The organism is Catenovulum sp. 2E275 (genome assembly GCF_025515275.1).
Taxonomy (GTDB): Bacteria; Pseudomonadota; Gammaproteobacteria; order Enterobacterales; family Alteromonadaceae; genus Catenovulum.
Genome location: NZ_JAOPFU010000002.1, coordinates 80,348 through 105,904, shown reverse-complemented (window position 1 = coordinate 105,904; position 25,557 = coordinate 80,348). Strand labels below are relative to the sequence as shown.

The following is a 25,557-nucleotide window of genomic DNA, read 5'->3' as shown; positions in this document are numbered from 1 at the left end:
ATTGGTTAGGACTGGAAAGTGGCTTAAAGGCTTGATTTTAAAGGGGTAAAAAGATTATTTAGGATTGGTTAGAATTGGCTAATGGTGGAGCCGGGGGGATTTGAACCCCCGTCCGAAGTACCGCCGTCCTCGGTACTACATGCTTAGTTTATCTTTAATTTCACCTAACAGCTGCGGACAAACACGCCACCGTTAGACTATCCTGAATTAAATTTCGTGGTTCAGCTCTCAGGCGGGAGCATCCGCACTATCTTGTTTGGGTTTGAACTTCTGTAATTCCCCGTCTTACAAGCGGAAGCTAGGGCAGAAGTGCTAAGAGCAGGTTATTAAGCTGCTAAAGCGTAAGTTTCGTCGTTTGCGACTATTTTTTTGCGGCTTTTTACGTGGCCAACCGCCCCACGGCATGCACCTAAGAGTTTGTGTAATTCGTCGAGTCCTAATCGGCCCCGTTGAGTGGTTATTTTGTGCAAACCCAAAATATTAAACACAATCTCAAGGATACTAATATACGCTTATCTAAACCAATTTTCAAGAGATTCGAGTTTGGAGCTCTGTTCGTTTACTGAGTTTTTGAATTAATTTTAATAAAAGTATCAAATAAATAGCTAAATAATGTATTGCGCCTCCGCTATTGTTTTCATCATTAGCTGCTGGAGGTGGTTCATTAGTATTTGTTTCACTAGTCGTTACCACAATACTGATACTGGCTTGAGATGTTTCTGTTCCATCCGAAATTAAGTAAGTTATCTGTTCCATTCCTGTAAATTGCTCCGCAGGTGTATACAAAATTTCATTGTTGTTGATAGTTGCGGAGCCTGTACCTGAGTAATTAATTTGAGTTATAGTTAAATTATCACCATCCATATCGGTATCGTTTTCGGTCACATTTAAGCTAATAGAAGCCATTTGTGCTTTGTCTATTGTGTAGTTATCGTTATTAGCAATTGGTGTTGTATTTATACTTGTAGCCATTACTGTAATAGCAACGCTTGCTTGAGTTGTGTCTATACCATCGGAAATAAAGTAAATAATGGTGTCTGTGCCAGTAAAGTTATCTGCTGGGGTGTAGATTATTTCATTATTATTTATGACTGTGGATCCGGTTCCGGCATAAGTAATTTGTGTGATGGTTAAGCTATCACCATCAGCATCAGTATCATTTTCAATCACATCTAAGTTAATTGAATTTATTTGAGTCCGGTCAATTGAGTAGCTGTCGTTATTAGCAATGGGTTGTTGATTTTGTATTTGGGTGATAGAGAACTGTCCTGAAGATAAGTTAAAAAATATATTATCAGAGCATTTCACCATTATTTTACCTAGAAATATGGTTTCGTTTGGTAAGGTTACTTGCGCTGTTCCTGAGTTGGTAACTTGCTCTGCAAGGGTATATTTAAAGCTATTCGCATTGTCGTCAGACATTAATATATTAATGTCTGGGCATAGCAAATCGGTTTGATTAACTTGCCAGGATACTGTAATTGTTTGATTTCCTAAGAAAATATCATTTTCGGCCGGCTTGTCGACAGTTAATGGACCGATATCAGCATTAACATTAATTTGCATATCGTCAAAGTTAACACCACCTTTCTGGTCTCTTACTGCAACCCTAAAATTGACCGTTCTGCTGCTATTTGAGAGGATTTCTGTTGGGTTAGTTACACCATTGGCTAAGTCATCTAACCTTGGTATGTATCTTTTATTATCTTTATTAGGTAACCAGTTTCTAAAAAGAGGTCCAGAGCTGGTTTGTGACCATTGAATTTTCGAACTGGTTGCTTCGCCTAAATCAATTTGTTCCCAAGAGTAAGTTAAATCATCACCTTCTGGGTCGATAGCACTCGCTGTGAGTACAAAAGGCGTTCTAGCGGGAATTATATAATCATCTCCAGCATTTGCAATTGGTGGTTGGTTGTTTCTGGATGATTGGCTTCCACAACTACCTGTTGTGCCATTTGAATTTATTGTTTGGTATATTTTTTCTATACTTTTACTGTGAAATACAGCAATAGAGCTATTCGCTATATTTTCATTTTCACAAATGCCAGCATAGCCCATTATGGTGACGCCACTGCCAAGCTCATAAGCATGATTATTTTCACGCCCACTATTACAGTACCCGTCAGTCCCATTATAAGTGTGTTCTGCACCAAACTGATGTCCCAGCTCGTGACTGACTAAATCTATATTAAATGAATCCCCTCTTGGCGTTGGATTACCGCTAGTTCCTTGACCTTTATATCCGGTAAAGCACACTCCTCCAACTTGAGCTATACCTCCTGGGTTAGTGGAAAATAAATGACCAATATCATAATTCGAGTTACCGATTTCATTATCTAAGGTTTGCTGAATGTTATTTAAATCAGCCTCGCTATCTTCATTTGTGAAAGGATCTGTATTAGGGTTGGTATAGATAAGTGCATCATTATTAGCAACCAGCTCTAGTGTGATGGCTAAATCTCGCTGAAAAATATCGTTAATTCTATTTACACTAGTAATCACAGCGTTCAGTACATTTAGGCCTCTGTTTATGAAGTAGAGACTATATTCTCCCGTTGTAGCGACTGCAAAACGATAAGTCATATTCTGAGGTCTATCAGTATCTAGTGAACCTTTGTTAGCAATAGTCGGTTTTTCTGAATGGAGTAATTGTTCATCTTCTAAGAGGGTACTTTGATAAGGGTACAATTCATAAACTTGGTAATGAATATATTCATCTAAATAGTATAAATTTTCATTGATTTGATAACTTGCATGGAACCCGTTTGGTCCTAAGTCAAAACGTCCTGTTTGTGTTTTATCTCCCTTAAGATGGCCCTTAAATGTTAAAATATTAGGGTATTTTCGGGCTAAGCGTTCGGGCATAATAGCATCATAACTCACGAGATAAATAAGTTGGCCATTATTTGGTGTTGGTAAAATAAGCTCAATCGTTGAAGTGTTGTTAGCAAGTAGTCGTAAAGCTTGTTTAAAGTCTTCAGACTCAGGTTTTATATAGATATTGTTAGTATGAGATGGGCTGTTGCTTAGTCTAATTTCTGTGACTTTAGTATCATCAGATATTTCTTGCCAAGTTTGGGCTATAGTTTGATTGCAGAATATCATTGCTATTAATAAATAAAAGTATTTCATTATAAAACTCGGCTCAGCTTATATTAACAAGCATTAATTATAGGCGTTTTTTTATTTAACATTTAAATTTAACACATCAGCTGCAATTAAATAGTTAATTTTATTATACATAGGCTTTAACTTGAAAAATTTTTGTTTTTAAGTTTAATTCCTTTCATCTGTGCATTTTGCTAAAATCGCGCGCCTTTTCATCAATCATCCGGATTTTGTATGCAAGCAGAACGAATGCGCGCCGATAAAGATTTGTTTTCTTATCCTACTTACCAAGCAAGGCTGAATAAGCCTGCACCTTTTTTACCTATGTCCAAAAAAGAAATGGCAAGTTTAGGCTGGGATAGTTGCGATATTATTATTGTGACTGGCGATGCGTATGTGGATCATCCCAGTTTTGGGATGGCTGTGATTGGGCGAATGCTTGAAGCGCAGGGGTTTAGGGTTGGAATAATCTCCCAGCCGGACTGGACCAACAAAAACGATTTTATGAAATTAGGTAAACCGAATCTGTTTTTTGGCGTAACTGCCGGAAACATGGATTCGATGATCAACCGTTATACTTCAGATCGTAAATTACGCCATGACGATGCTTACACCGCTGGCAATGTTGGCGGCAAACGCCCAGACCGCGCGGTCACTGTTTATACTCAAAGATGTAAAGAAGCCTATAAAGTCCCTGTTGTTATTGGCGGAATAGAAGCCAGTTTACGCCGCATTGCGCATTATGATTATTGGTCTGATAAAGTACGCCGTTCGGTATTATTTGATTCAAAAGCCGACATTTTAATTTATGGTAATGCCGAGCGTCCATTAGCGGATGTTGCACATAGACTTGCTGCCGGTGAAGATATTGCGGATATGCAGGATATTCGCGGTACAGCGGTATTACGTAAAGATCCATTACCCGGTTGGTTTGGCGTTGATTCGACCGATTTAGATGTACTTGGCAAAATTGATCCTATTCCAAACCCGTATGAAATGATTGATGAATCCAGTTGTGATTCAAAACAGGAAGAAGCGGCACCGGATGCCACTCAGGTGATTACGATTCAGCCTGCTAAAAAGCGTCGTCCGTGGGAAATGACTTATGTTATGTTACCGCCTTATGACTTAGTTCGCGCCGAAAAAATATATTATGCGCATGCTTCGCGTATTTTACATAAAGAAACCAATCCGGGCTGTGCCAGAGCATTAGTACAACGACACGGCGATAGAATTGTGTGGGTGAATCCGCCAGCGTTTCCGCTTGAAACATCTGAAATGGACGCTGTATTTGATATGAACTATGCACGTATACCGCATCCATCTTACGGCAATGCAAAAATTCCGGCGTATGACATGATCAAAACCTCGGTGAATATTATGCGTGGTTGCTTTGGCGGCTGTACATTTTGTTCAATCACTGAGCATGAGGGGCGAATTATTCAAAGTCGCTCAGAGCAATCTATTTTAAATGAAATTGAACAAATTAGAGATAAAGTCCCCGGTTTTACTGGAGTGATTTCTGATTTGGGTGGGCCAACAGCGAATATGTACCAACTACGCTGTAAACACCCTAAAGCTGAGCAAACTTGCCGTCGTTTATCTTGTGTGTGGCCAGATATTTGTGGACACATGGATACAGATCACAGCCCAACCATTAATTTATATCGTAAAGCCAGAAACATAAAAGGGATTAAAAAAATCCTGATAGCTTCTGGGGTACGTTACGATCTAGCGGTTGAAGATCCTCGCTATGTTAAAGAGTTAGCAACTCACCATGTGGGTGGTTATTTAAAAATTGCACCGGAACATACAGAAGAAGGCCCGCTTAATAAAATGATGAAGCCGGGCATGGGGACTTATCATAAATTTAAAGAGTTATTTGATAAGTTCTCAAAAGAAGCGGGTAAAGAGCAGTATTTAATTCCTTATTTTATTTCGTCGCACCCAGGAACAACAGACGAAGATATGGTAAACCTAGCTATTTGGCTTAAAAACCATAAATTTAAGTTAGATCAAGTACAAAACTTTTATCCGTCGCCTATGGCTAATGCAACAACTATGTACCATACCGAGGCAAACCCGATACATAAAGTGACACACAAAAGTGAAAAAGTGTTTATTCCGCGAGGCGACAGACAACGCAGATTACACAAAGCTTTATTAAGGTATCACGATGAAGCAGGTTGGCCGATGATCCGCGAAGCACTTAAAAAAATGGGGCTAGCTAAATTAATCGGTAACGGCCCGAATCATTTAGTGCCGCCAGAGGGCAAAAACAAACGCGGTAAAGATAATACCCAATATCAAAAAGGGTTAACCCGTTTTAGCGCTAATCAAGGGTTTGATAAGTCAGCCAAACCTGCGGCTGAAAAAGGCGCTAAGCGAAAGCCAAATGCTAAGATGAATACTAATATGGCTAAAAAGAAAGGTTCTAAAAAGCCGGTAAGTTTAAATTTAAACAAGTAGTTTTCAGCGCTAAATAACCTGATCTACACATAAAAAAGCCGAAGTTAACTTCGGCTTTTTGCTAAAATAGTTAGTGTAGTTTTTGCAGCAGATATTAAAAATAAAATTCACTGCCTACAAACCATTGGCGACCACGGTTTGGCACACCAAATTCAGTGCGGTTACTCACACTTGGGGTTGTATATTTTTCATCAAAAATATTTTTAGCTTGCGCAAATAAATTTACGTTTGGAGACAGCTCGTAGCTAATTTTGGTATTCACTAAAATAAAATCATCTAACTCTACTCTATCTGAATATAATCCACCATACGCAATATTTTGTTTATTGCTCTGATAGTTAGCTGATAAGTTATAGTTCCATTTCTCAAAATGGTAATTTGCGATTACATAAGCCAGATTTCTGGATTCTTTAAACTGGTCTTCTGCCAATTTAAAAAAGTGAGTACCACCAAAGCGCACATGAAACTGGTTGCTGGGTGCATACGTTAACTCAACTTCTAAACCATGAGTGCTTTGGGTCTCCCGCGTATTATTTTCAACTTGAACTAAACCATCTCTGACTAAATCAAAAATAGCGTTTTCAATTTTATGAATAAAATAAGTTGCAGAAATATTCCAATAGTTATGCTGGCTTAACCAAATCATATCGAGCGAACGAATGGTTTCTGGCTCAAGATCAGGATTACCACGAATTAGTGGGTTATTAATTAAATTCAGCTCACTAAATTGAGGCGCACGGTAGGCCTCACCATAATTTGCTTTTAGTGTATTTTTTTCATCTAATTTAGTGACTAAGCTTATTCTTGGGCTAACTTTTTGGCCAATATCACTATAATCATCGTAACGGACAGCTAAAGTAAGTTCGGTACTTTGTGTTAGTTCTATTTGTGACTGTAAAAATGTGCCATAAATATTGCGGTCTGAATGCTGCACAAACTCTGCATTTTCAATCAACTGGCCGTTAAAGTAAGGAATATTTGGGTTTTCCTGCGGCTTAATTGCGCCATTTGATGCTAGATAAGCTAAGCAAGCCTGAGTATTTAAACACAGTTCATAATCTAAATTAGTTTTTGAGCGGTTTTTTTGTAATTTGGCGTGACGATATTCAAACCCTAAGCTTAAATCTAATTTGTCATTCACCTGATAAAAATTATTTAAGCGTAACCCGTGGGTATCTTCATAAAATGGCGTGTCAGCTAATAAAGCTTCGGTAGTTGCCGGTGAGGTTACTTCATAAAAAGCAAACTCAGGGGTGCCTTGAATAAATAAATTGGTTCGGGTGCGACGGTAATCAACCCATAAATCACTGTTAAATTTATCAGACCAAACAAAATTATGATTTAAAGTAGAGAATAAGCTAGATACCTTAGACTTATTGAAGCCTTTGCTAATATGCCCCTGAATATAATAATCTCTTGCTTCCTGTTCACTATAAGCAATATTCAGAGACGTATTATGGTAACTTAAGTTAAAAATTAGTTCTGTGTGGTGACTTGGGTCTGTAATTGTTGTTCTTTCTGTTGGGTTGTAACTATTTAAGATATTTGGGTAATTATCACCGTCAGTCTCACCATAAGCAACAGATGCTTGTATATGTAATTCTTTTATTTCTAACCCACCAGAAGTCGAAAATTCAACAGAGTTCATATTGCCGACAGCAATACTTGCTTCTGGTGCTTCTGTTGTTTTTGTTAAAATATTAATGACGCCTAAAAATGCATTAGAACCATAAATAGCTGAACCTGGGCCTTTTATTATTTCTATTTTTTCTACAATGGATAATGGAATTCTTGGAAAAGTGTAATCATTATTGCCTGAGTATTCACTATTAATTCGCTGACCATTTAATAAAATGAGAATTTCTCTCCCGCCAGTTCCTGTTGAACGCCCCCTAAATGAGGTTCTTTTATATAAAGGGTTACGGTCAGAAGATGTACTTTGAACGCCAGTCACAAAATTCAATAACTCATCTAAAGTTCCAAGACCCATTTGTCTTATATCTTGAGCCTCATAAACAGCAACACTAGAAGGTACTGTTAACATGGTTTCATTAGTAAGAGTGGCACTGGCTACTTTCAATTGAAGCAATTGCTCAATTGGTAGAGAAAACAGGTCGTCGGCAGCAAAAGCAGTTGCTTGCATATTTAAAGCTAAAAAGCTTGCAATGGTGCAGCGAGTAGACATTTTTTTGTTCATAATGTAACTTGTTGTTTTATAAAACTATTGGTCGACGATTTTTGAGTTGCCGCTCATGATAAATGATAAGCAAGCATTTGCAATAAAGTTTAGACTATTTATGATTATTTTGTTGTAAAAACTATAATTTATTTTGAACCATAGCTTGTTTTTTCTTTTCAAAGTCTTGTTCTACTAGCTTTAATGCTTTTAGTACGTCATCTGTATCTACTGCGCTATCTTCTAGTATCATTATTAGATCAACGGCAATTTTTATGTGTATTGGTGCTTGCTCTAAAGACATAAATTATCCTTAACATTGAATTAATCGCTATCTATTCTACAAAATAATCTCGATATTAATTATTTAATTTTTCTTGCTCCTTTAAAAATTTTATCGATGTTTCTATTGCATTCGTCACATTCATTTCCATTTGAAGGCGTTCTGCAGGAGCAAGATAAAATGCCATATCTACTTCATAACGAATATATCTAGGGGGCAGTTGATTCAATACTAAACAACACAAATCAGCTAAATAATTTGGGTTAGGTGTGCTATTCGCTATTCCCATATTTTCAATTTTATCTATAACTAATTTTTCATAGTAGTTGTGAATATCATCATCTAACTTCATTGTATTTATCCTTAAATTACTTGTTTATAAAATAGCTTAGCGTTGAATACATATCTTGCCAAATAATGTGAACCAAAATTGACTTTCCATCGTATTAGAATAAATATTTGTAAAAAGAGTTGATTCTCATGGATATAGTCAGTCAAGATAGCTTGCATGGTAGGCAGAATTTGAATCATGTTCGAGCAGAAATGAGTAAATCTGAAACAGCTAATTGGGCTTTATTATTACAGAAGATTGCGCAAGATCAGGATCGAAAGGCATTTACTTTGCTGTTTAATCATTTTGCGCCTAGATTGAAATCTTTTGGTATATCTGTATTAAAGCAAGAGTCTCTAGCTATGGAGATGGTACAGGAAACCATGCTGAATGTTTGGACTAAAGCGCATTTATTTAACCCTAACAAAGGGGCTGCTTCTACTTGGATTTACACTATAGCTAGAAATATTCGGTATGATATTTTACGCAAAATAAGTCAGAAAAAAGAAGATAATTTAGCAGATGAACTCTGGCCTGTATTGGTTGAAGATAATGACTTTACCAATGGATTTACTGAGTTAGAAAATTTATTATTACAAGGTCAGTTGCAACGTTTTTACCAATATATTCCAGCCGCTCAACTCGAAGTGATTCTGCTTATTTATTTAGATGATAAATCTCACCAAGAAGTATCAGATTTATTAGGTATCCCTCTAGGTACCGTTAAATCAAGAGTTCGACTAGGTTTAGCAAAATTGCAACAAGCGATGGAGGAACAAGTAGCATGATAAATTTCCACCCATCAGATAAAATTTTAGAAAATTTTGCAGCAGCAAATTTGTCTGCCGGTTTAGCGCTAGCAGTTGCTACTCATTTAGATTATTGCCCTTTATGTAGGCAAACAGTGCAAGAATATGAAAGGGCTCATGCAGAGTCGCTGCTAGCTGAAGCGCCACTTGTGGTTGATGAATCATTTGACAATATGCTTGCTGATATTCTTAATACAGAGCCAACAAACATTAACGTTAACTTTAGTCAGCAAGAGTTGAAGTCTAGCTTTATTAAACTGGAACAACAAAAATACGTGTTACCAGCAAGCTTAAAACCATTTTATTTGAAAAATAGCCGATGGAGGAAGTTATCTGGTGTGCAAACAAATAAATTGGGTGAGTATGATGATTTTAGAGCTAATTTACTTTATATAGAAGCAAATACAAATGTACCAATGCATACTCACAAAAGTTTAGAGATAACAGTTGTGCTGGCCGGAACTTTATGTGATGAACAAGGGCAATACTACCCAGGTGATTTTATTGTTTTGGACAATAATATTACGCATTCGCCTGCAACTAAAGACGGGCAGTCTTGCTTATGTTTGGCTGTTATGGATGCACCGGTACAGTTTACTCAGGGCGCTGCAAGGTTATTAAACCCCTTTGCCCATTTAATGTATTAAACAGGCTGTTTATTTAACTTGGCAAGCTCGCATTAGCAAGCTTGCCATTTTATGTTTTATTAATTTTTAGTCTTTGATTTAAGCAAAATAATCAAGCGCTTGAGTTAAATCGTCAATAATATCTTGGCAATCTTCAATACCAACAGATAAGCGGATCATACCTTCACGAATGCCCATCGCTTGTCTTTTTTCTAATCCCATTTCGTAATAAATCGTTGGCGCAACTGGAATTGATAAGGTTCGGTTATCTCCCAAATGGGTTGAGCATAAAATTAAATTAAGTTGGTTGATAAATTCAAGACAATCAATTGAGTCAATTAAGTCGAAACTTAAAATAGCGCCAAAATGTTTAAATTGTTTTTTTGCCAACTCATGCTGGGGATGACTAGGTAACCCTGGGTAATACACTTGACTGATTTTATCGTGTTGCTGCAAAAATTGAGCAATTTGCAACGCACTGGCGCAGCTACGGTCTAACCTGAGAGCCATGGTTTCAGAGCCAACACTTAACTGGTGAATTGCTTCAGAACTAATTGAGGCGCCCATATCTCTAAGCCCTTTTTTCTTAATCTGAGTGATCGCCCAATTAGCAGGTTCTGCATTTTTATAGGTATCCAATATATTTGGATAGTTTTGCCAGTTGTAATTACCGGTATCAACCACAACGCCCCCTAAAGCATTGCCGTGACCACCAAAATATTTAGTTAAAGAGGTAATTAATAAATCCGCCCCCAGTTGTTTACCGTTAAATAAATAAGAGGGAGTCATGGTGTTATCTACCACTAAAACAATATTTTGAGGTGTGCACAGTGTTTTTATGTGTTGAATATCGGCAACTTGAGTAACCGGATTGGCGATGGTTTCACAAAACAACATTCGGGTATTAGATTTTATTTTTTGCTTAATTTGCGGGTGATTTGTGATATCAACAAAATCAACCTCAATCCCATATTGAGTTAGAGTTTGGGCAAAACTGTTGGTATTACCAAAAATAAACTGGCTGAAAATGACATGATCGCCCGCTTTTAACAAGGTTAACATACTGGTTGTTAATGCCGCCATACCGGTTGAAAAAACCAGACTAGCATGGGCTTGCTCTAATTGAGTAATGGTATTTTGCAGCACATTGACACTGGGCGTTGATTGCCTAGCGTAAGCATGATTTTTACTGCGACCCTGAAATACATCAACCAGTTCTTGCGATTGTTTATAAGCAAATAATACCGAATGATGAGCAGGTTGGTGTACGGCACCCTGTTCTAAATTTTGTAATCTTTCAGCGTGTACAAGCTGACTGGTAAAACCTTTTGCTTTGTTCATTTTAATTTATATGTCACTATTTCAGCTAAGTTTCTATTAAGAGTGTAAATTTTAGTTAATTATGTCAATACAAACGCTTAATTTAAAATGGTGTGGTAAACGTCAATTTGAGGGTACGGGCACTAATGGCCAAAAAGTTATGCTAGACGGACCACCCAGCGCAGGGGGAGAAAACCAAGGAATAAGACCAATGGAAATGGTTTTACTTGGATTAGCCGGCTGTTCTGCATTTGACGTAGTATCTATTTTGGAGAAAAAACGGGTTGAACTGGCAGACTGTCAGGTTGACATCTCAGCTGAACGAGCTGATGCGATTCCGGCTGTATTTACCAAAATCCATTTAACTTTTAGGGTGAGCGGTACCAAATTAACTGAAAAAGCGGTGAGTCAGGCTGTTAGTTTATCGGTGGAAAAATATTGCTCGGTTGCTGCTATGTTGATGGCGGGTAGCGTTGAAATAACGCACAGCTTTGAGATTAGTTAAAATAAATCTAACTGTTCGTTTTTTATCTCGGCCAATAAGGCTTCTTCCTGCTGTTTGCGTTTTTTGGTATTGAGTTTCTTTTGACGTAACTGGCAAAGTGAAATGACCTTTATTTTTTGCTCAGTCGAAAGCTGATACCAATATTGCCTTTCTTCTCTGCTTCGTAAACAGCCTTTGCAGTAGCCTCTTGCACCGGATTCGCAAACACCGATGCAGGGGCTGTCAATCTCTTCCAGTTCAAAAAGTTTATCTTGTTGCATAATGCCTGACTATTGTAACGTATATTAGGAGTATCTGACGCTACATGTTAATTATAGTTAAATATAGATAGTTATAAAAAATTTCGGTTATTTAGTACAATCAATTGCAATAAAACCGTAAAGCTTAATCTCTGTGTTTACAATCGAGTCAATTGACGGCAGTATATTAGCTATCAGTTCGGATTAATCAATACACCTCTGAGTTTTATTATATCAAATTCACCTTTTAGCGTTCAGGCTTTGAAACTGAGATATTAAAGATCCATGATTGTGTCGTAAAAATTTTTTTACCGGACTAACCTTATATAAAAAATTAGTTAGAATATAGATAAAAGGATCCTATTAGGAATAATTATGAATGTAGAGTTTGTTAACCCATTCTTATCCTCATTAATTAATGTTATCAGTACTATGGCTATGTTGGAGTTAAAACCCCAAAAGCCAAGAGTAAAAAAAGATGAAATAGCTCGTGGAGATGTTTCTGGATTGATCGGAATGGTTGGTCCTCAAACTAAAGGGTCAATGTCTGTTTCATTTGAAGAAGGTTTGGCCTTAGATATTATGCAGCGAATGCTTGGGGAAAAACCCGATAAAATTAATGAAGAAGTCACGGATATGGTGGGAGAAATTACCAATATGGTGACAGGTGGCGCCAAAAAACTATTGGCTCAGAAAGGTTATGATTTTGATATGGCAACTCCGGTTGTTGTTTCGGGTAAAGGGCATACTATTAACCATAAATCAGATGGGCCTGTGGTTATTATGCCGTTTGAAGCCGAAGCAGGAAAAGTTCATATTGAAATTTGTTTTGATAATGTGAAAAGTTAAATATGTGGTTTCAAAAAACAATAAATTTATCTGCTAAATCTCGCGGTTTTCATTTAATTACTTCAGAAATTGAATGCTTATTACCGGAAATAGAAAACTATAAAATCGGTTTGTGCCATTTAATGTTACAGCATACATCAGCCAGCCTGACCATTAATGAAAATGCCGACCCAACTGTTCGTTCCGATTTTGAAGCCCATGTTAATCACATAGTGCCCGAAAATCAGCCATATTATCGCCATACCTACGAAGGGGATGACGATATGCCTGCTCATATTAAATCTAGCTTATTTGGGGCAAGTTTATTAATCCCGATTCAACACGGTGAGTTTGGTTTAGGTACATGGCAAGGAATTTATTTAGGGGAGCACAGAAACTATGGCGGAAGCCGTCGAATACTTGTTACTCTACAAGGCGAAACTGATTAAATTAAAATAAGTTGAGATTTAATCTTGATATAGCCAATAAATATGGCTTCAGACAACTTAAAGTCTAAATAATCATAATCCATTTAATTTTATACTTGAAGATATTCCAGCATATTTAGTGAATAATGTTGTAACCATATAGTTAATATCACTAATAAAAAACTATTTAATGGGCAGAAATACAAAGCCTTTAGAGTAACCAGACTAGATGAATCTATCGTTATAATATTATTATTTGGTTGATTCTTTAGAAAAATTAAGCTAAAAACACTTATTACTAATCTGTAACTCTTATCTATAAAAAATGTTACATTTTAGGGGGATACATTATATTAAATCCTTACGATGATAAGGGTCATAATTAGAGTCACCTAAACCAGCATGGATGTCGTTTTAGGGGAACGTTGCTCAGAGGTAAATTCTATTATGCAGTCTATTGCCAGAAAAGTACTTGTGGTTTTGTTGTGCGTAAACCTGGCCGTACTAGGCCTGGTTGCGTTTGGTACTATGTCCGTTCAGACCAGTAGCGAAAACGAGCGTTACGAAAACAATAAAGACGCGATAGTTAAACAACTTAAAGTTATTTTGCAAGATCCTGTATTTTCTTATGATTTCCCGCTTATTAAAAGTATCATAGATGCTTATATGCCAGATCCTATTATTGCTCAAGTGAAAGTAACAGATCACAGAGATAAAGACATGGCTGAGACTAAGCTTAAACAAGATATTGAGTTGGATGGGAATGCACTTTGGTATGATATTAACGGAGCTGATGGTGAATTAATTGGTAAAGTAAAAGTGGCTTTCTCTCGCAGTGGTGTGGAAAGTCGTCTTGCTTCTCAGTGGTACGAAAAAATTATTTCCATGTTGGTATCTCTAGCTGCATTAAGTGTATTATTAATATTATTAATTAATAAAGTTGTGGTTAAACCACTAACAAATGTAAGTGATGTACTAGCCGATATCGCTCGAGGTGGGGGAGATTTAACCCAACGAATTCCCGTTAAAACTAATGATGAAATTGGTACATTAGCAAAAAATTTCAACCACTTTATTGAAAAAATTCAAACAATTATCACCGATGTGGCTCAAGGTGCAAATGGTTTAGGTGATTTATCAACCTCTATTAGCTCTGTATGTCACAAAACAACAGTCAATACCCATGAGCAAAAAGAACAGACAGAGCATTCTTTAAGTTATTTAAAACAACTATCTGAAGCTACTGGCGAGATTGCACAAAATGCAGAGTTAACAGCATCCAGCACTACTGAAACGTTTGATTTAGCAGCCCAAAGCCGTACCGATGTCGAGACAAATTTATCTCATGTACAGCAATTAGTGGATGAATTGGAAAATAATGCTCGTGTTGCCTCAGACCTTAAAACTGCTAGTGAGAACATTGGTGGTGTATTAGATGTTATTAAAGGTATTGCTGAGCAAACTAATTTACTAGCATTAAATGCGGCAATTGAAGCGGCTCGTGCAGGTGAGACTGGCCGTGGTTTTGCTGTTGTTGCGGATGAAGTTCGTTCATTAGCAAGTAAAACTCGCCAATCAACCGAAGAAATTGAGACAATTATTGCGTCATTACAAAGCAAAGCTGATGACTCGTATCAAGCCTCATATCGAAGTAAAGAGTTAGTAAGCGAAACGATTGCTTCAACTAAGAAGACAGTTGATGCTTTTTCTAGTATTTCAGATAAGATGAGTAGTATTAATGATATGATTATTCAAATCGCCAGCGCGACCGAAGAGCAATCATTATTAACTAAAGAAGTGAGTCAAGGTATGGAACATTTACTGGATGGCGCAACTCGCTTAACTGGAGAAACAAAAGATCTGGAAAATAATACTCAAGCTATGATCGAGGTAGAAAGGCATTTATCAGATCAAATTAAGCAATTTAAATATTAATAGTCCAAAATTAATTAATATTGGAAGGGCAAGCTAAAGCAGCTTGCCTTTTTTATTTAAAAAAATAAATTTGTACTTGAATTAATCTGTTAGATAGCGATCATTGCAGATAATTAAATAAATATATGTTTAGAGGAAAGAAATGACAAAACCCATCGTTTTTAGTGGCGCTCAGCCAAGTGGCGAGTTAAGTATAGGTAACTATATGGGGGCATTGCGCCAATGGGTTAACATGCAAAATGAATATGATTGTTTATTTTCATTAGTGGATTTACATGCGATAACTGTTCGCCAAGACCCTGAAAAATTAAGAAAGGCTTGCTTAGATGGCTTGGCATTATATTTAGCATGTGGGATTGATCCTCAGAAGAGTATTGTATTTGTTCAATCTCATGTACCTCAGCATACTCAACTTGGATGGATTTTAAATTGTTATACCCAAATGGGTGAATTAAATCGAATGACACAATTTAAAGATAAATCTGCAAAAAATGAAAACAATATTAATGCAGGATTATTCACTTATCCAAGTTTAATGGCCGCAGATATACTTTTATATGGAACTAACCAAGTACCTGTCGGAAATGATCAAAAACAGCATTTAGAATTGAGCCGCGATATAGCGATACGATTTAATAATGCCTATGGTGATACTTTTGTTGTTCCTGAACCTTATATCCCAGAAACGGGTGCTCGTATAATGAGTTTGTTAGAGCCGACCAAAAAAATGTCTAAATCAGATGATAATCCGGGTAATTTCATTGGGTTGTTGGAAGAGCCTAAAAAAATTATCAAAAAGGTTAAACGAGCTGTTACAGACTCAGATGAGCAAGCTAGAATTTATTTTGATGTTGAAGAAAAACCTGGTGTTTCAAACTTGTTAACTTTATTGTCATGCGCGACAGGTAAAACAGTTGAGCAGCTTGTGCCTGAATATGAAGATAAAATGTATGGGCATTTAAAGGTAGATACCGCTGAAGCGATAGTATCTTTACTTGAGCCTATTCAAGCTCGATTTAAAGAGTTAAGAAACGAGCAAGCCGAATTGGAGCGTATCATGTTAGATGGTGCCGAAAAAGCGTCTGCTCGCGCCCAGGTTATCTTGGATAAAGTTTCTAACGCAATTGGGTTTGTACCGAGACCAAAAGCTAATTAGTAAAGTGCTTTGGAAGTCATTAAATCAAGGTGTAAATAATGCAAATTCGTTTAAAACCTCTGTTAAAATCATTATCTACATTTATTAGTTTAGTATCTTGCTCTATACATGCAGATACTAGTAACTTTCAATTTAATGGCTTTTTAACTATTGCTGGTTACCATGGTTCAAGTAACCAAATCGGATATAAATCATCAATTGCAAGTGAGCAGTATAGTTATAGAGGACAGTGGATCTTTGATGATCTGAGTCTTATTGGCGGGCAGGTTAATTATACAATTAACTCTCAATGGGAGTTAATTGGACAAGTGGTTTTAAAAAATGAGCTAATTGATAATGAGCTCGAACGGATTAAAATCGCTACTATTAATTACCGTCCGGATTCTTCTTGGTTAATTAGAGCCGGTCGATTTTATCCGCGTGGTTATTTAGTTAGTGAAAGCCGCTTAATTGGTTATGCACACAATGATGTCTTACCTGTTCAGGATTTTTATTCCCAATTACCTTTGCCTTATGTTGATGGTATTGATGCAACTTATACTTACCGAAGTAATTATGGTCTTTTAAGCTTAAACTCTTACTTTGGTCAGACCCAGGTTACATTTAAAGTTGAAGATTTAGGGGATGTAACAGGTCAATTTAAAAACTTATTCGGCATAAACCTAGAATATGAAGTTGAAAATTGGTTATTAAGAGCAAGCTACTCGCAAGTAGAACAAATGGAAGAGTGGCAAATAGTCTCTCAAATTGAAGGTTTTATGCAGCTTTTAGCGAATCCTCAAGCTTTACCCATTGAAAATAATTTTACTCCTTGGTTAGAAGGTTTAGAAATTATTGAGCAAACTAAAGAAAAAGGCGGAATTTTTAAGTATTTAACTTTGGCTGCAGAGTATCACCAAAATAATTTAAGAATTCGTAGCGAATTGGCTAGGCTGAGTTCGGGTACCTATTTATTGCCAGATACAGACACGGGTTATATTAATTTTGCATATACAATGAATGAGGTCACTCCATTTTTGAGTGTTTCATTTATCCACTCAAAAAAAGGCTATACATTAAATAGTTTTCCGGAAGATGATTTCTTAGATACTCTAGATCAAGTTTCACCTGTTTTACAAAATACAGAGGGTGGCTCTCGCTTTGTTTTAAACGTAATTAATGATTTTATTGATCCATCTTACAAACAAAAATCATTAATCCTTGGAATGCGTTGGGATTTTGAGCTTTGGCAAGCCGTTAAATTTCAGTTTGAACGTAAATGGGTAGAAAAAAATGCTGCTGGTTTATGGCAAACGGAACGGTTCTCACAAAATGGTTCGGAGCAGGTAGATGTGTTTTTAATTAGCTATGATAGGATGTTTTAAAATGTTTTATCAAAAGTGGCTAACTAGAATAACCTTAGTATGTTCTTTTTCTGGTATTAGTTTCAGCGCTACCTGCGGTGATATTGTTGTCATTGTTCACCCTGACAACCCCACTGAAACGTTATCGAGCAGTAATGTACTTGATATTTATACGGGTAAACTGGTTGCATTCCCAAGTGGAACAGCTGCATTACCAGTCGATTTATCAAATAAAATGCCTGTGAAAGCTGATTTTTATCAAAAACTTATGGGGAAATCTCTTTCCCAAATGAGTAGCTATTGGGCGAAACTATTATTTACAGGTAGATATAGTCCCCCACTTGTTTTAGATCCACCTAGTCAGGTAATTGAGTATGTCAGCCAGAATTTATATGCTGTCGGTTATGTAGATGAAGCTTGGTTAACAAATGATGTAAAAGTAGTATACAGGATAGAAATAGATTAATTTTACTCTGGCTTAACTCTGCTCATAAGCTGAATTATTGAAAACAATAAAACTATTTTTCCCTTGTTTTTTAACTTGATACATGGCTTGATCTGCCTTTTCAAATAAAGTGTCGAAGTCATCGGCGTGTGATGGCGACATTGAAATGCCAATACTGGCACCCAATTCAACCTGTATCTGGTCTTCAATATAAATAGGTTGTGATATTGCCTGAATTGCTTTCTCTGCGATTAATTCTGCTTCTTTTTGCTCACTATAATTAAGTGCAATTATAAATTCATCACCACCCCAACGAGCTAAAATATCAGCTCGGCGAGTAATCTTGGCCAACCGTTTAGCTACTTCTATTAATGCTGTATCACCAGCGTCATGCCCATAAGTATCATTTATATCCTTAAATCCGTCTAAATCAATGACTAGTAAGGCAACTTGTGAGGATTGATCTGGAGTTTGCAGTAGGTGACTTAGCATACGTCTTGCTGCTCGACGGTTTTTCAAGTTAGTTAAAATGTCATGATCAGCTTCAAATTCTGATTTTAATAATTGCTGGCGCTTACTTGTTACATCACTAATTATCATAAATACACTTAACTCGCCTTGCATATTCTCAGCCTTAGCGAAAGTAAGCTCAAACCATTGATTATCGTCTTTGTCTTGTCCTAGCTTATGTTTAGATTCTATCTCTAGTGTAGTGGGCTCATGTAATATATGACTGTCCATTATCGTATTTGAAATCGTATCCGAATTTTCGAAAATAAATCCCAGCCATTGGGTATTAGTATGTATACGAGGATGACCAGAATATTTTTTCCATAAAGATTCAAAGGTAGGGTTATAAGACAATAAGTTGAGTTTATCATCAGTAACAATTAATGCATTTTTAGATAAGTTGCAGATCATAGTAAAATTATCTGACAACTTTTTAGTCTGCTCTGTTAATGCTCTTTCTTTATTTAATCGTTCATCTAGTTTATTTAGCAGCTGGTTGATTTTAAAGCCAATTTTACCTATTTCATCATTGCGGTTGGTATGCGGATAACGCTGGCTTTGAGCATTATCCAATTTAACTGAATCTAACCAAGCAGCTAATTTTTCAATCGGGTGCGACACTAATAAATAAGTTGTCACCAAAGTCACTAATATACTAATAACCACTACAAAAATGACGCCCTGAATTTTATTATTTGCAATTTCAGATGCGAGTTGTTTTTCTAACGCTTCATTTTTAAATATGGTTATCTGACCTATTTTTTCTGCTTTGTTAAAAGGCGAGAATAAATCTTCCGAATAACTTTTCCCTCCAATACAGCTTTTATTTTCTGCGGTAGACATTTGGGGCGTAATAATGGAGGCGCATAAAACCCGTTGGTTTTTTAATAGCCCAGTAACGACATCATTAGCCAGCGCTTCATTATTTAAATAGGCAGAAATAGCCGCAGTATCATAAACAGTGGCGACTAAAGCCTGAATAATTCGGTCGTTTTCTTGTTGGGTCGATTTTAAGATATTGTTGTTAGAGGTGTAAGCCAAAATAAGCGTCGCAATTGCGGCAATAATTCCAACATAAATTGTAAGTTTTATATTGATTCTCATAGTGATACTGCAACTTTATCGAATTATTTGAGTCAGTCAATTGAGTAAACCCGCTTGACCTAGCTTAGCTCGCAATAAACAAGTGATTAAAAGTATAGCACCAGAATAACTGGATGAATATGAAACATTTATGCTTTAATTGAGATACTTAAACGATTTTATCTTTAGCTGAATTTAACTAGCTTAAAAATTATTGTATTGTAAGTAACCTCAAACTCTCATCATAAAAATTTTTGCTGAAAACAAAATTACACTGTTTTGATAGCGCAAATGGAGATAACAAATAATGAAACTCGCTTATTTTTTTCTGTTAACTTTTAGTGTATTCAGCACCGGCACTTATGCCGAAACCCAGCACCCTACGCCAACTGAAAACCAAAATAATGTAAAAGTGATTAAAGCCACTTCAATTGCACTGCGCGGTGAACCTAAATATCCGGCCGACTTTAAACATTGGGATTATGTTAATCCAGATGCACCAAAAGGTGGGATGATTACTTATGGGGTTAGAGGAACATTTGATAATTTTAATCGTTATGCTCAACGGGGTACTTCTCCGGCCATGCTGGAAGATCTTTTAAACGAAAGCCTAATGGCTTCAAATTTAGATGAAATATCGGTTTATTACCCTTTAATTGCGAAGCAAATAGAATATCCGTCAGATTATTCATGGGTGACTTTTTATATTGATGAAAATGCAAAATTCACCGATGGCAAAATGATTACCGCAGAAGATGTGGCGTTTAGCTACAACTTATTTTTTGAACAAGGTGTACCTCAGTTTAAAAAGTATTATGACGGTGTTTCTGTTGAGGTTGTCGCTAAAAATAAAGTTAAATTTACACTGACTAGGCCAGATAAAGCGCTCATGTTGAGTTTGTGTGATTTAACCATTCTTCCTAAACATTATTACCATGATAAACAGTTTGCAGAACCATTTGCTAAGCCTCCTGTTGGCAGTGGGCCATATAAGGTTAAAGAGTATGAAATGGGGCAGCACATTGTATATCAAAGGAATCCCGAATATTGGGCTACGAATCATCCAACTAATATTGGACGATTTAATTTTGATGAATTGAGGATAGATTATTACCTTGATGAAACTGTGTTAGTTGAAGCATTCAAAAAAGGTGAGTATGACTACCGCCTAGAAACTATAGCCAAAAATTGGGCGACTCAATATACTGGCGAAAACTTTGATAAAGGCTACATAGTTAAAGAAGAAATTGCTCATGAAACACCGACAGGAAACAGTGCGTTTGTTTTTAATGTGCAAAAACCTCAATTCCAAGACCCAAAAGTACGCCAAGCTCTAAATTTATTATTTGATTTTGAGTGGACTAATAAGAATTTTTTCTATGGTGACTATCAAAGAAACTATAGCTACTTTATGAATTCTGATTATGCATCATCTGGTTTACCAAAAGGGCGAGAATTAGAAATTTTAAATCAATTTAAAGATAAATTACCTAAAGAGGTTTTTACTAAAGAGTTTAAGCTTAATAAAACGGATGGCAGTGGGAATATTCGCAGTGAAATACGTCAGGCATTAGCTTTATTTAAACAGGCCGGATACAGTTTGGTTGATAATAAATTGGTCGATAAAAACGGTAAGCAACTGGAGTTTGAGCTACTTATTTTCAGACCTTCAGAAGAAAGATTTTCAGTCCCTTTTCAAAAAAATATTGAAAGAGTTGGCGCTAAAATGAATATTAAGTTAGTGACGGATGCTTCCCAATATATTAATCGAGTTAGAGAGCGTGAATTTGATATGATTAGCCGCGCTTTTGCTGGTTTCCCAAGTGAAACTTTAAAAATTCAGTGGCACACAGACTACTTAAATTCATCCTATAACTGGGTTGGTCCAAATGATCCTGTAATTGATTATCTGGTTGATAAAATTGCTGAAAATCAAGAAAATGAAGCAGAATTAAAAGCTTACGCCCGTGCATTTGACCGAGTATTATTATGGAATTATTATTCTGTTCCTCAATGGCATTTATCTAAATACAGAGTTGCATACTGGAATAAATTCTCACGTCCAAAACAAGTACCTAAATATGATTTAGGTGAAGATACTTGGTGGTACGACGCTGAGAAAGCCGCTAAATTGCCAGCTTCGCAAAGATAGTATTTGTAAATATAATATTCTCAAAAATAACAGGTAAATTAAATTTAAATGATCGCATATATTATTCGGCGTTTATTGCTGGTCATTCCTACCTTTTTTGCAATTATTGCAATTAATTTTTTTATTATTCAACTGGCTCCGGGCGGGCCGGTTGATCAATATATTGCGGCTCAATCCGGTTTGGGTAATACCAATGTTATGCAAGAAAGGTTGGCATCGAGCGGTAGTGAAGTTAATCAACCCAGAGACATTACCGCGCAGGAAGCTTCTGGTTATCGAGGCGCAGGTGGTTTAACCAAAGAAGAAATCGCAGAAATAGAAAAACGGTTTGGGTTTGATAAACCCATCACTGAACGCTTTTGGATACTGCTAAAAGATTATGCGGTATTTGATTTTGGTGAAAGTTTATTCCGCGGCAAAAGTGTGGTCGATTTAATTATAGAGCGTTTACCGGTTTCGATTTCACTTGGGCTTTGGTCACTTTTAATTGTTTACGCTATTTCAATTCCGCTTGGTATACGTAAAGCCATTAAAAACGGTAGTCAGTTTGATACATGGACAACGACCGTTATTTTAGCCGCGAGTGCTATTCCTGCCTTTTTATTTGCAGTTGTGCTGGTTATTTTATTTGCTGGTGGCTCTTATTTTGACTGGTTTCCACTGCGTGGGCTGACATCCAATAACTGGGAAGATTTATCCACTTGGGGCAAAATTACAGATTATTTTTGGCACATGACTTTACCTATTATTGCCACTGTAATTGGCTCATTTGCTGGCTTAACCATGTTAACTAAAAACTTGTTTTTAGATGAAATTAACCGCCAATATGTAATGACAGCCAGAGCAAAAGGGTTAACCGAAAACGCGATTTTGTATAAGCATGTGTTTAGAAACGCTATGTTAATTATTGCGTCAGGGTTTCCGGCCGCAATTGTTGGCGTATTTTTTGGTAGCTCCTTGATTATTGAAATTATCTTTTCACTGGATGGGTTAGGGTTATTGTTTTACGAAACCACAGTGCAAAGAGATTATCCGGTTATTTTTGCCACTTTATATGTATTTACACTGGTGGGTTTATTGCTGAATATTTTGAGTGATCTGATGTATATGATTATTGATCCTCGAATTGATTTTGAGTCGAGGTCTTAGATGACAAAATCACGGTTGAGTTTAAGCCATATCAATCAGCAAAGGTGGTTAAAATTTAAAAATAACCGCAAGAGTTATTATTCGTTTTGGCTGTTCTCGGTATTATTTGTTTTGTCTTTATTTGCTGAATTAATTGCTAACGACAAACCTTTATTAATTAGTTATCAGAACAGTTTATATTTCCCGTTAATTACTGAATATTCAGAAACTGATTTTGGTGGAGAGTTTGATTTAGCCGCAGATTATCGTGACCCTTATATTGCAGAATTAATCGAACAGGATGGCTGGATGCTCTGGCCGTTAATTCCATACAGTTATTCAACCATTAATTATGATTTACCAACTCCAGCGCCCAGTGCGCCAACCAATGAAAACTGGCTGGGTACGGATGATAAAGGCCGCGATGTATTAGCTCTGGTTATTTATGGTTTTAGGTTAAGTGTTTTATTTGGCTTTGCTGTAACCATTGCCTCAGCTTTAATTGGTATTGCGCTTGGTGCTGTGCAAGGGTTTTATGGTGGCTGGGTTGATTTAAGTTTACAGCGATTTATGGAAATTTGGGGCGGTATGCCACAACTGTTTATGTTGATTATTCTGGTTAATTTTATTACCCCGAATGTTGCATGGCTGGTTTTTATTACCACTTTATTTGGTTGGATGGGGTTTGTTGGTGTTGTCCGCGCTGAATTTTTACGATGCCGTAATTTAGAGTATGTGACTGCGGCAAAAGCGATGGGAATGTCTGACAGCCGCTTGATGTTTAAACATATTTTACCTAATGCCATGGTCGCAACTATGGCGATGATGCCATTTGCTTTATCTGGCTCTGTCACTATTTTAACTTCACTCGACTTTTTAGGGTTTGGTTTGCCACCCGGTTCGCCTTCGCTTGGTGAGTTATTATCTCAAGGTAAAGCTAATATCCAAGCGCCTTGGCTGGGGTTTACCGCATTTTGCTCTTTAGGGATTATTTTGATGTTATTGGTATTTATTGGCGAAGGGATTCGGGATGCATTTGACCCAAGGGCGAATAAAAAATGAGCCAGTTAGTTGAAATTAAAAATTTAAGCATTGCATTTAAGCAGGGCGATGAAACCAGACAAGTGGTTCACCAGTTAAATTTAACCATTCAGCGTGGTGAAATTTTAGCTTTAGTAGGCGAAAGTGGCAGTGGTAAATCGGTGACTTCTATGTCGATTTTACGCTTATTAAATGAGCCACCAGTGAGTTATCCAACCGGTGATATTTTATTATCCGGTCAATCGGTTTTAAATGCTTCGCCAAGCCAATTAAGAGGCTGGCGTGGTGATAAAGTTGGGGTGATTTTTCAAGAACCCATGATGTCACTTAACCCGCTCCATACCATTGAAAAACAATTAGGTGAAACTTTATTAATTCACCAAGGGTTAAGTTTAAAACAAAGCCGAAGCAAAATTATTGAGTGGCTTGAAAAGGTGGGGATTCGCAATGCAAAAAACCGGCTGGCAGATTACCCGCACCAATTTTCTGGCGGTGAAAAACAGCGGATTATGATTGCAATGGCACTGATTAATGAGCCGGAGTTATTAATTGCCGATGAGCCAACCACCGCGTTAGATGTGACGGTTCAAGCACAAATTTTAGATTTAATTAAACAGCTTCAACAAGAGCTAAATATGGCCGTTTTATTTATCAGCCATGATTTAACGGTCGTGCGCCAATTAGCAGACCGAGTTGCGGTGATGGAAAAAGGGCGCTTGGTTGAAGTTGAAAACTGTCAGCAAATTTTTAATCAACCTCAGCATGCTTATACTCAAAAACTAATTAATGCTGAGCCGCCGGATGCATTTTGTTACTCAGACAAAAATGCAGCGGAGTTATTATCAGTTAAAGATTTAAAAGTTTGGTTTGCGATTGAACAAGGTATTTTTCGCCGAACGGTTGGGCATGTTAAAGCCGTTGACGGGATTAATTTTTCAATCAAACAAGGCACTGCATTAGCGGTTGTTGGCGAAAGTGGCAGTGGTAAAACCACTTTATCTAAAGCTTTGCTCAGATTAATTAAAAGCCAGGGTGAATTTACATTTGCTGGTCAGCCAGTTAATCAGCTTAAAAAAGATCAGCTGACTAAACTAAGACGCGATATGCAATTTGTATTTCAAGACCCTTACGGTAGTTTAAGCCCCAGAATGTTGGTGAGTGAAATTATTGGTGAAGGGCTAGAAATTAATAAAATTGGCGAACCGGCAATGCGCGAGCAAATGATTATAGAAGCGATGCAAGCAGTTGAACTTGATCCTGAAATTCGTCACCGTTATCCGCATGAATTTTCCGGTGGGCAAAGGCAACGCATTGCTCTGGCGCGCGCCTTGGTCATGAAACCTAAGTTTATTATTTTAGATGAACCAACCTCGTCACTTGATCGCACCGTACAATTTCAAGTGCTTAAATTACTTAAAAAACTGCAAAAAACGCATAACTTAACTTATTTATTTATCAGCCATGATTTAAAAGTAGTTAAAGCGCTTTGTGAAGATGTGGTGGTGATGAAAGCTGGCAAAATTATAGAAGCAGGCAGTTGTGAACAGGTTTTTACCCAACCACAGCATGAATATACCCAAAACCTGATCAAAACGGCTTTTGTGGTGAGTTAACGTTAATTACAAAAATACTACAACAGTTA

At 36.8% G+C, this 25,557-nt stretch carries 21 protein-coding genes and 1 other RNA gene; 14 read left to right on the top strand and 8 right to left on the bottom strand.

The features are described from left to right. Window positions 1-82 precede the first annotated feature (82 nt). Window positions 83-448, bottom strand: a transfer-messenger RNA (tmRNA) gene (ssrA, locus tag N7931_RS01465). Between the two features lie 80 nt (window positions 449-528). Then, a complete protein-coding gene (locus N7931_RS01460) occupies window positions 529-3,132 on the bottom strand; it encodes a reprolysin-like metallopeptidase (RefSeq protein WP_262791468.1) in 2,604 nt (867 codons plus the stop codon). Between the two features lie 210 nt (window positions 3,133-3,342). Here N7931_RS01460 and N7931_RS01455 point away from each other — a divergent pair, with 210 nt between their 5' ends. Further along, window positions 3,343-5,577, top strand: a complete 2,235-nt coding sequence (locus N7931_RS01455) for a YgiQ family radical SAM protein (RefSeq protein ID WP_262791467.1) — start codon at window positions 3,343-3,345, stop codon at window positions 5,575-5,577. A 94-nt stretch (window positions 5,578-5,671) separates the two neighbouring features. Here N7931_RS01455 and N7931_RS01450 read toward each other — a convergent pair whose 3' ends face one another. From N7931_RS01450 to N7931_RS01440, 3 genes are all read right to left on the bottom strand, one after another. Further along, a complete protein-coding gene (locus tag N7931_RS01450; RefSeq protein ID WP_262791466.1) occupies window positions 5,672-7,774 on the bottom strand; it encodes a TonB-dependent receptor plug domain-containing protein in 2,103 nt (700 codons plus the stop codon). A 121-nt stretch (window positions 7,775-7,895) separates the two neighbouring features. Continuing rightward, window positions 7,896-8,057 (bottom strand): YbaM family protein, encoded by a 162-nt coding sequence (locus N7931_RS01445; protein WP_262791465.1) that lies wholly within the window; start codon window positions 8,055-8,057, stop codon window positions 7,896-7,898. Between the two features lie 55 nt (window positions 8,058-8,112). Further along, window positions 8,113-8,388: a late competence development ComFB family protein gene (locus N7931_RS01440; protein WP_262791464.1), complete on the bottom strand. Its 276-nt coding sequence runs from the start codon at window positions 8,386-8,388 to the stop codon at window positions 8,113-8,115. Between the two features lie 128 nt (window positions 8,389-8,516). Between N7931_RS01440 and N7931_RS01435 the strand changes: the two genes are divergently transcribed. Together N7931_RS01435 and N7931_RS01430 are read left to right on the top strand one after the other, a co-directional pair. After that, entirely contained in the window at window positions 8,517-9,155 is a 639-nt protein-coding gene (locus N7931_RS01435; protein WP_262791463.1) for a sigma-70 family RNA polymerase sigma factor, read from the top strand. Continuing rightward, entirely contained in the window at window positions 9,152-9,823 is a 672-nt protein-coding gene (locus N7931_RS01430) for a ChrR family anti-sigma-E factor (protein WP_262791462.1), read from the top strand. Before N7931_RS01435 ends, N7931_RS01430 begins: the two co-directional genes overlap by 4 nt. Window positions 9,824-9,901: 78 nt before the next feature. Here N7931_RS01430 and N7931_RS01425 read toward each other — a convergent pair whose 3' ends face one another. Further along, the gene (locus N7931_RS01425; protein WP_262791461.1) at window positions 9,902-11,143 is read right to left on the bottom strand and encodes a cystathionine gamma-synthase family protein; all 1,242 of its coding nucleotides are present in this window, start codon (window positions 11,141-11,143) and stop codon (window positions 9,902-9,904) included. Between the two features lie 61 nt (window positions 11,144-11,204). Here N7931_RS01425 and N7931_RS01420 point away from each other — a divergent pair, with 61 nt between their 5' ends. Continuing rightward, window positions 11,205-11,627 carry an OsmC family protein gene (locus tag N7931_RS01420; protein WP_262791460.1) on the top strand — a complete coding sequence of 141 codons (423 nt, stop codon included), beginning with the start codon at window positions 11,205-11,207 and terminating at the stop codon, window positions 11,625-11,627. Here the strand turns inward: N7931_RS01420 and N7931_RS01415 are convergent. Continuing rightward, complete coding sequence (locus N7931_RS01415; protein ID WP_262791459.1) at window positions 11,624-11,887, bottom strand: DUF1289 domain-containing protein; 264 nt, start codon at window positions 11,885-11,887, stop codon at window positions 11,624-11,626. The two genes, N7931_RS01420 and N7931_RS01415, sit on opposite strands and share 4 nt — an antisense overlap. Before the next feature lie 354 nt (window positions 11,888-12,241). Between N7931_RS01415 and N7931_RS01410 the strand changes: the two genes are divergently transcribed. The 6 genes from N7931_RS01410 (at window position 12,242) to N7931_RS01385 (ending at window position 18,022) form a co-directional block, all read left to right on the top strand. Next, window positions 12,242-12,715 carry a chemotaxis protein CheX gene (locus tag N7931_RS01410; RefSeq protein WP_262791458.1) on the top strand — a complete coding sequence of 158 codons (474 nt, stop codon included), beginning with the start codon at window positions 12,242-12,244 and terminating at the stop codon, window positions 12,713-12,715. Window positions 12,716-12,717: 2 nt separating this feature from the next. Continuing rightward, entirely contained in the window at window positions 12,718-13,143 is a 426-nt protein-coding gene (locus N7931_RS01405; protein WP_262791457.1) for a secondary thiamine-phosphate synthase enzyme YjbQ, read from the top strand. Between the two features lie 507 nt (window positions 13,144-13,650). After that, complete coding sequence (locus N7931_RS01400; RefSeq protein ID WP_262791456.1) at window positions 13,651-15,057, top strand: methyl-accepting chemotaxis protein; 1,407 nt, start codon at window positions 13,651-13,653, stop codon at window positions 15,055-15,057. Between the two features lie 142 nt (window positions 15,058-15,199). Then, the gene (gene trpS / locus N7931_RS01395; RefSeq protein WP_262791455.1) at window positions 15,200-16,213 is read left to right on the top strand and encodes a tryptophan--tRNA ligase; all 1,014 of its coding nucleotides are present in this window, start codon (window positions 15,200-15,202) and stop codon (window positions 16,211-16,213) included. A 38-nt stretch (window positions 16,214-16,251) separates the two neighbouring features. Then, window positions 16,252-17,577 carry a hypothetical protein gene (locus N7931_RS01390; RefSeq protein WP_262791454.1) on the top strand — a complete coding sequence of 442 codons (1,326 nt, stop codon included), beginning with the start codon at window positions 16,252-16,254 and terminating at the stop codon, window positions 17,575-17,577. A 1-nt stretch (window position 17,578) separates the two neighbouring features. Beyond that, on the top strand, window positions 17,579-18,022 hold the full coding sequence (locus N7931_RS01385) for a hypothetical protein (protein WP_262791453.1): 444 nt from the start codon (window positions 17,579-17,581) through the stop codon (window positions 18,020-18,022). A gap of 12 nt (window positions 18,023-18,034) precedes the next feature. Here the strand turns inward: N7931_RS01385 and N7931_RS01380 are convergent, their stop codons facing one another. Further along, window positions 18,035-19,615, bottom strand: coding sequence for a GGDEF domain-containing protein (locus N7931_RS01380; RefSeq protein ID WP_262791452.1), 1,581 nt, complete (start codon window positions 19,613-19,615; stop codon window positions 18,035-18,037). A gap of 286 nt (window positions 19,616-19,901) precedes the next feature. On the opposite strand from N7931_RS01380, the gene N7931_RS01375 reads away from it, so the two are divergent. Genes N7931_RS01375 through N7931_RS01360 form a run of 4 tightly spaced genes read left to right on the top strand, consistent with a single transcriptional unit; the run spans window position 19,902 to window position 25,528 of the window. Continuing rightward, the gene (locus tag N7931_RS01375; RefSeq protein WP_262791451.1) at window positions 19,902-21,746 is read left to right on the top strand and encodes an extracellular solute-binding protein; all 1,845 of its coding nucleotides are present in this window, start codon (window positions 19,902-19,904) and stop codon (window positions 21,744-21,746) included. Window positions 21,747-21,794: 48 nt separating this feature from the next. Continuing rightward, entirely contained in the window at window positions 21,795-22,895 is a 1,101-nt protein-coding gene (locus N7931_RS01370; RefSeq protein ID WP_262791450.1) for a microcin C ABC transporter permease YejB, read from the top strand. 15 nt (window positions 22,896-22,910) lie between these two features. Next, the gene (locus tag N7931_RS01365; RefSeq protein WP_316250561.1) at window positions 22,911-23,936 is read left to right on the top strand and encodes an ABC transporter permease; all 1,026 of its coding nucleotides are present in this window, start codon (window positions 22,911-22,913) and stop codon (window positions 23,934-23,936) included. Further along, the gene (locus N7931_RS01360) at window positions 23,933-25,528 is read left to right on the top strand and encodes an ABC transporter ATP-binding protein (protein WP_262791448.1); all 1,596 of its coding nucleotides are present in this window, start codon (window positions 23,933-23,935) and stop codon (window positions 25,526-25,528) included. The genes N7931_RS01365 and N7931_RS01360 overlap by 4 nt, the downstream gene beginning before the upstream one ends. Window positions 25,529-25,557 lie beyond the last annotated feature (29 nt).

Bases quoted from the DNA above. Each gene is read 5' to 3' on its own strand.
- N7931_RS01460 (WP_262791468.1), bottom strand. From the start codon at position 3,132: ATGAAATACTTTTATTTATTAATAGCAATGATATTCTGCAATCAAACT.
- N7931_RS01455 (WP_262791467.1), top strand. From the start codon at position 3,343: ATGCAAGCAGAACGAATGCGCGCCGATAAAGATTTGTTTTCTTATCCT.
- N7931_RS01450 (WP_262791466.1), bottom strand. From the start codon at position 7,774: ATGAACAAAAAAATGTCTACTCGCTGCACCATTGCAAGCTTTTTAGCT.
- N7931_RS01445 (WP_262791465.1), bottom strand. From the start codon at position 8,057: ATGTCTTTAGAGCAAGCACCAATACACATAAAAATTGCCGTTGATCTA.
- N7931_RS01440 (WP_262791464.1), bottom strand. From the start codon at position 8,388: ATGAAGTTAGATGATGATATTCACAACTACTATGAAAAATTAGTTATA.
- N7931_RS01435 (WP_262791463.1), top strand. From the start codon at position 8,517: ATGGATATAGTCAGTCAAGATAGCTTGCATGGTAGGCAGAATTTGAAT.
- N7931_RS01430 (WP_262791462.1), top strand. From the start codon at position 9,152: ATGATAAATTTCCACCCATCAGATAAAATTTTAGAAAATTTTGCAGCA.
- N7931_RS01425 (WP_262791461.1), bottom strand. From the start codon at position 11,143: ATGAACAAAGCAAAAGGTTTTACCAGTCAGCTTGTACACGCTGAAAGA.
- N7931_RS01420 (WP_262791460.1), top strand. From the start codon at position 11,205: ATGTCAATACAAACGCTTAATTTAAAATGGTGTGGTAAACGTCAATTT.
- N7931_RS01415 (WP_262791459.1), bottom strand. From the start codon at position 11,887: ATGCAACAAGATAAACTTTTTGAACTGGAAGAGATTGACAGCCCCTGC.
- N7931_RS01410 (WP_262791458.1), top strand. From the start codon at position 12,242: ATGAATGTAGAGTTTGTTAACCCATTCTTATCCTCATTAATTAATGTT.
- N7931_RS01405 (WP_262791457.1), top strand. From the start codon at position 12,718: ATGTGGTTTCAAAAAACAATAAATTTATCTGCTAAATCTCGCGGTTTT.
- N7931_RS01400 (WP_262791456.1), top strand. From the start codon at position 13,651: ATGTCCGTTCAGACCAGTAGCGAAAACGAGCGTTACGAAAACAATAAA.
- trpS (WP_262791455.1), top strand. From the start codon at position 15,200: ATGACAAAACCCATCGTTTTTAGTGGCGCTCAGCCAAGTGGCGAGTTA.
- N7931_RS01390 (WP_262791454.1), top strand. From the start codon at position 16,252: ATGCAAATTCGTTTAAAACCTCTGTTAAAATCATTATCTACATTTATT.
- N7931_RS01385 (WP_262791453.1), top strand. From the start codon at position 17,579: ATGTTTTATCAAAAGTGGCTAACTAGAATAACCTTAGTATGTTCTTTT.
- N7931_RS01380 (WP_262791452.1), bottom strand. From the start codon at position 19,615: ATGAGAATCAATATAAAACTTACAATTTATGTTGGAATTATTGCCGCA.
- N7931_RS01375 (WP_262791451.1), top strand. From the start codon at position 19,902: ATGAAACTCGCTTATTTTTTTCTGTTAACTTTTAGTGTATTCAGCACC.
- N7931_RS01370 (WP_262791450.1), top strand. From the start codon at position 21,795: ATGATCGCATATATTATTCGGCGTTTATTGCTGGTCATTCCTACCTTT.
- N7931_RS01360 (WP_262791448.1), top strand. From the start codon at position 23,933: ATGAGCCAGTTAGTTGAAATTAAAAATTTAAGCATTGCATTTAAGCAG.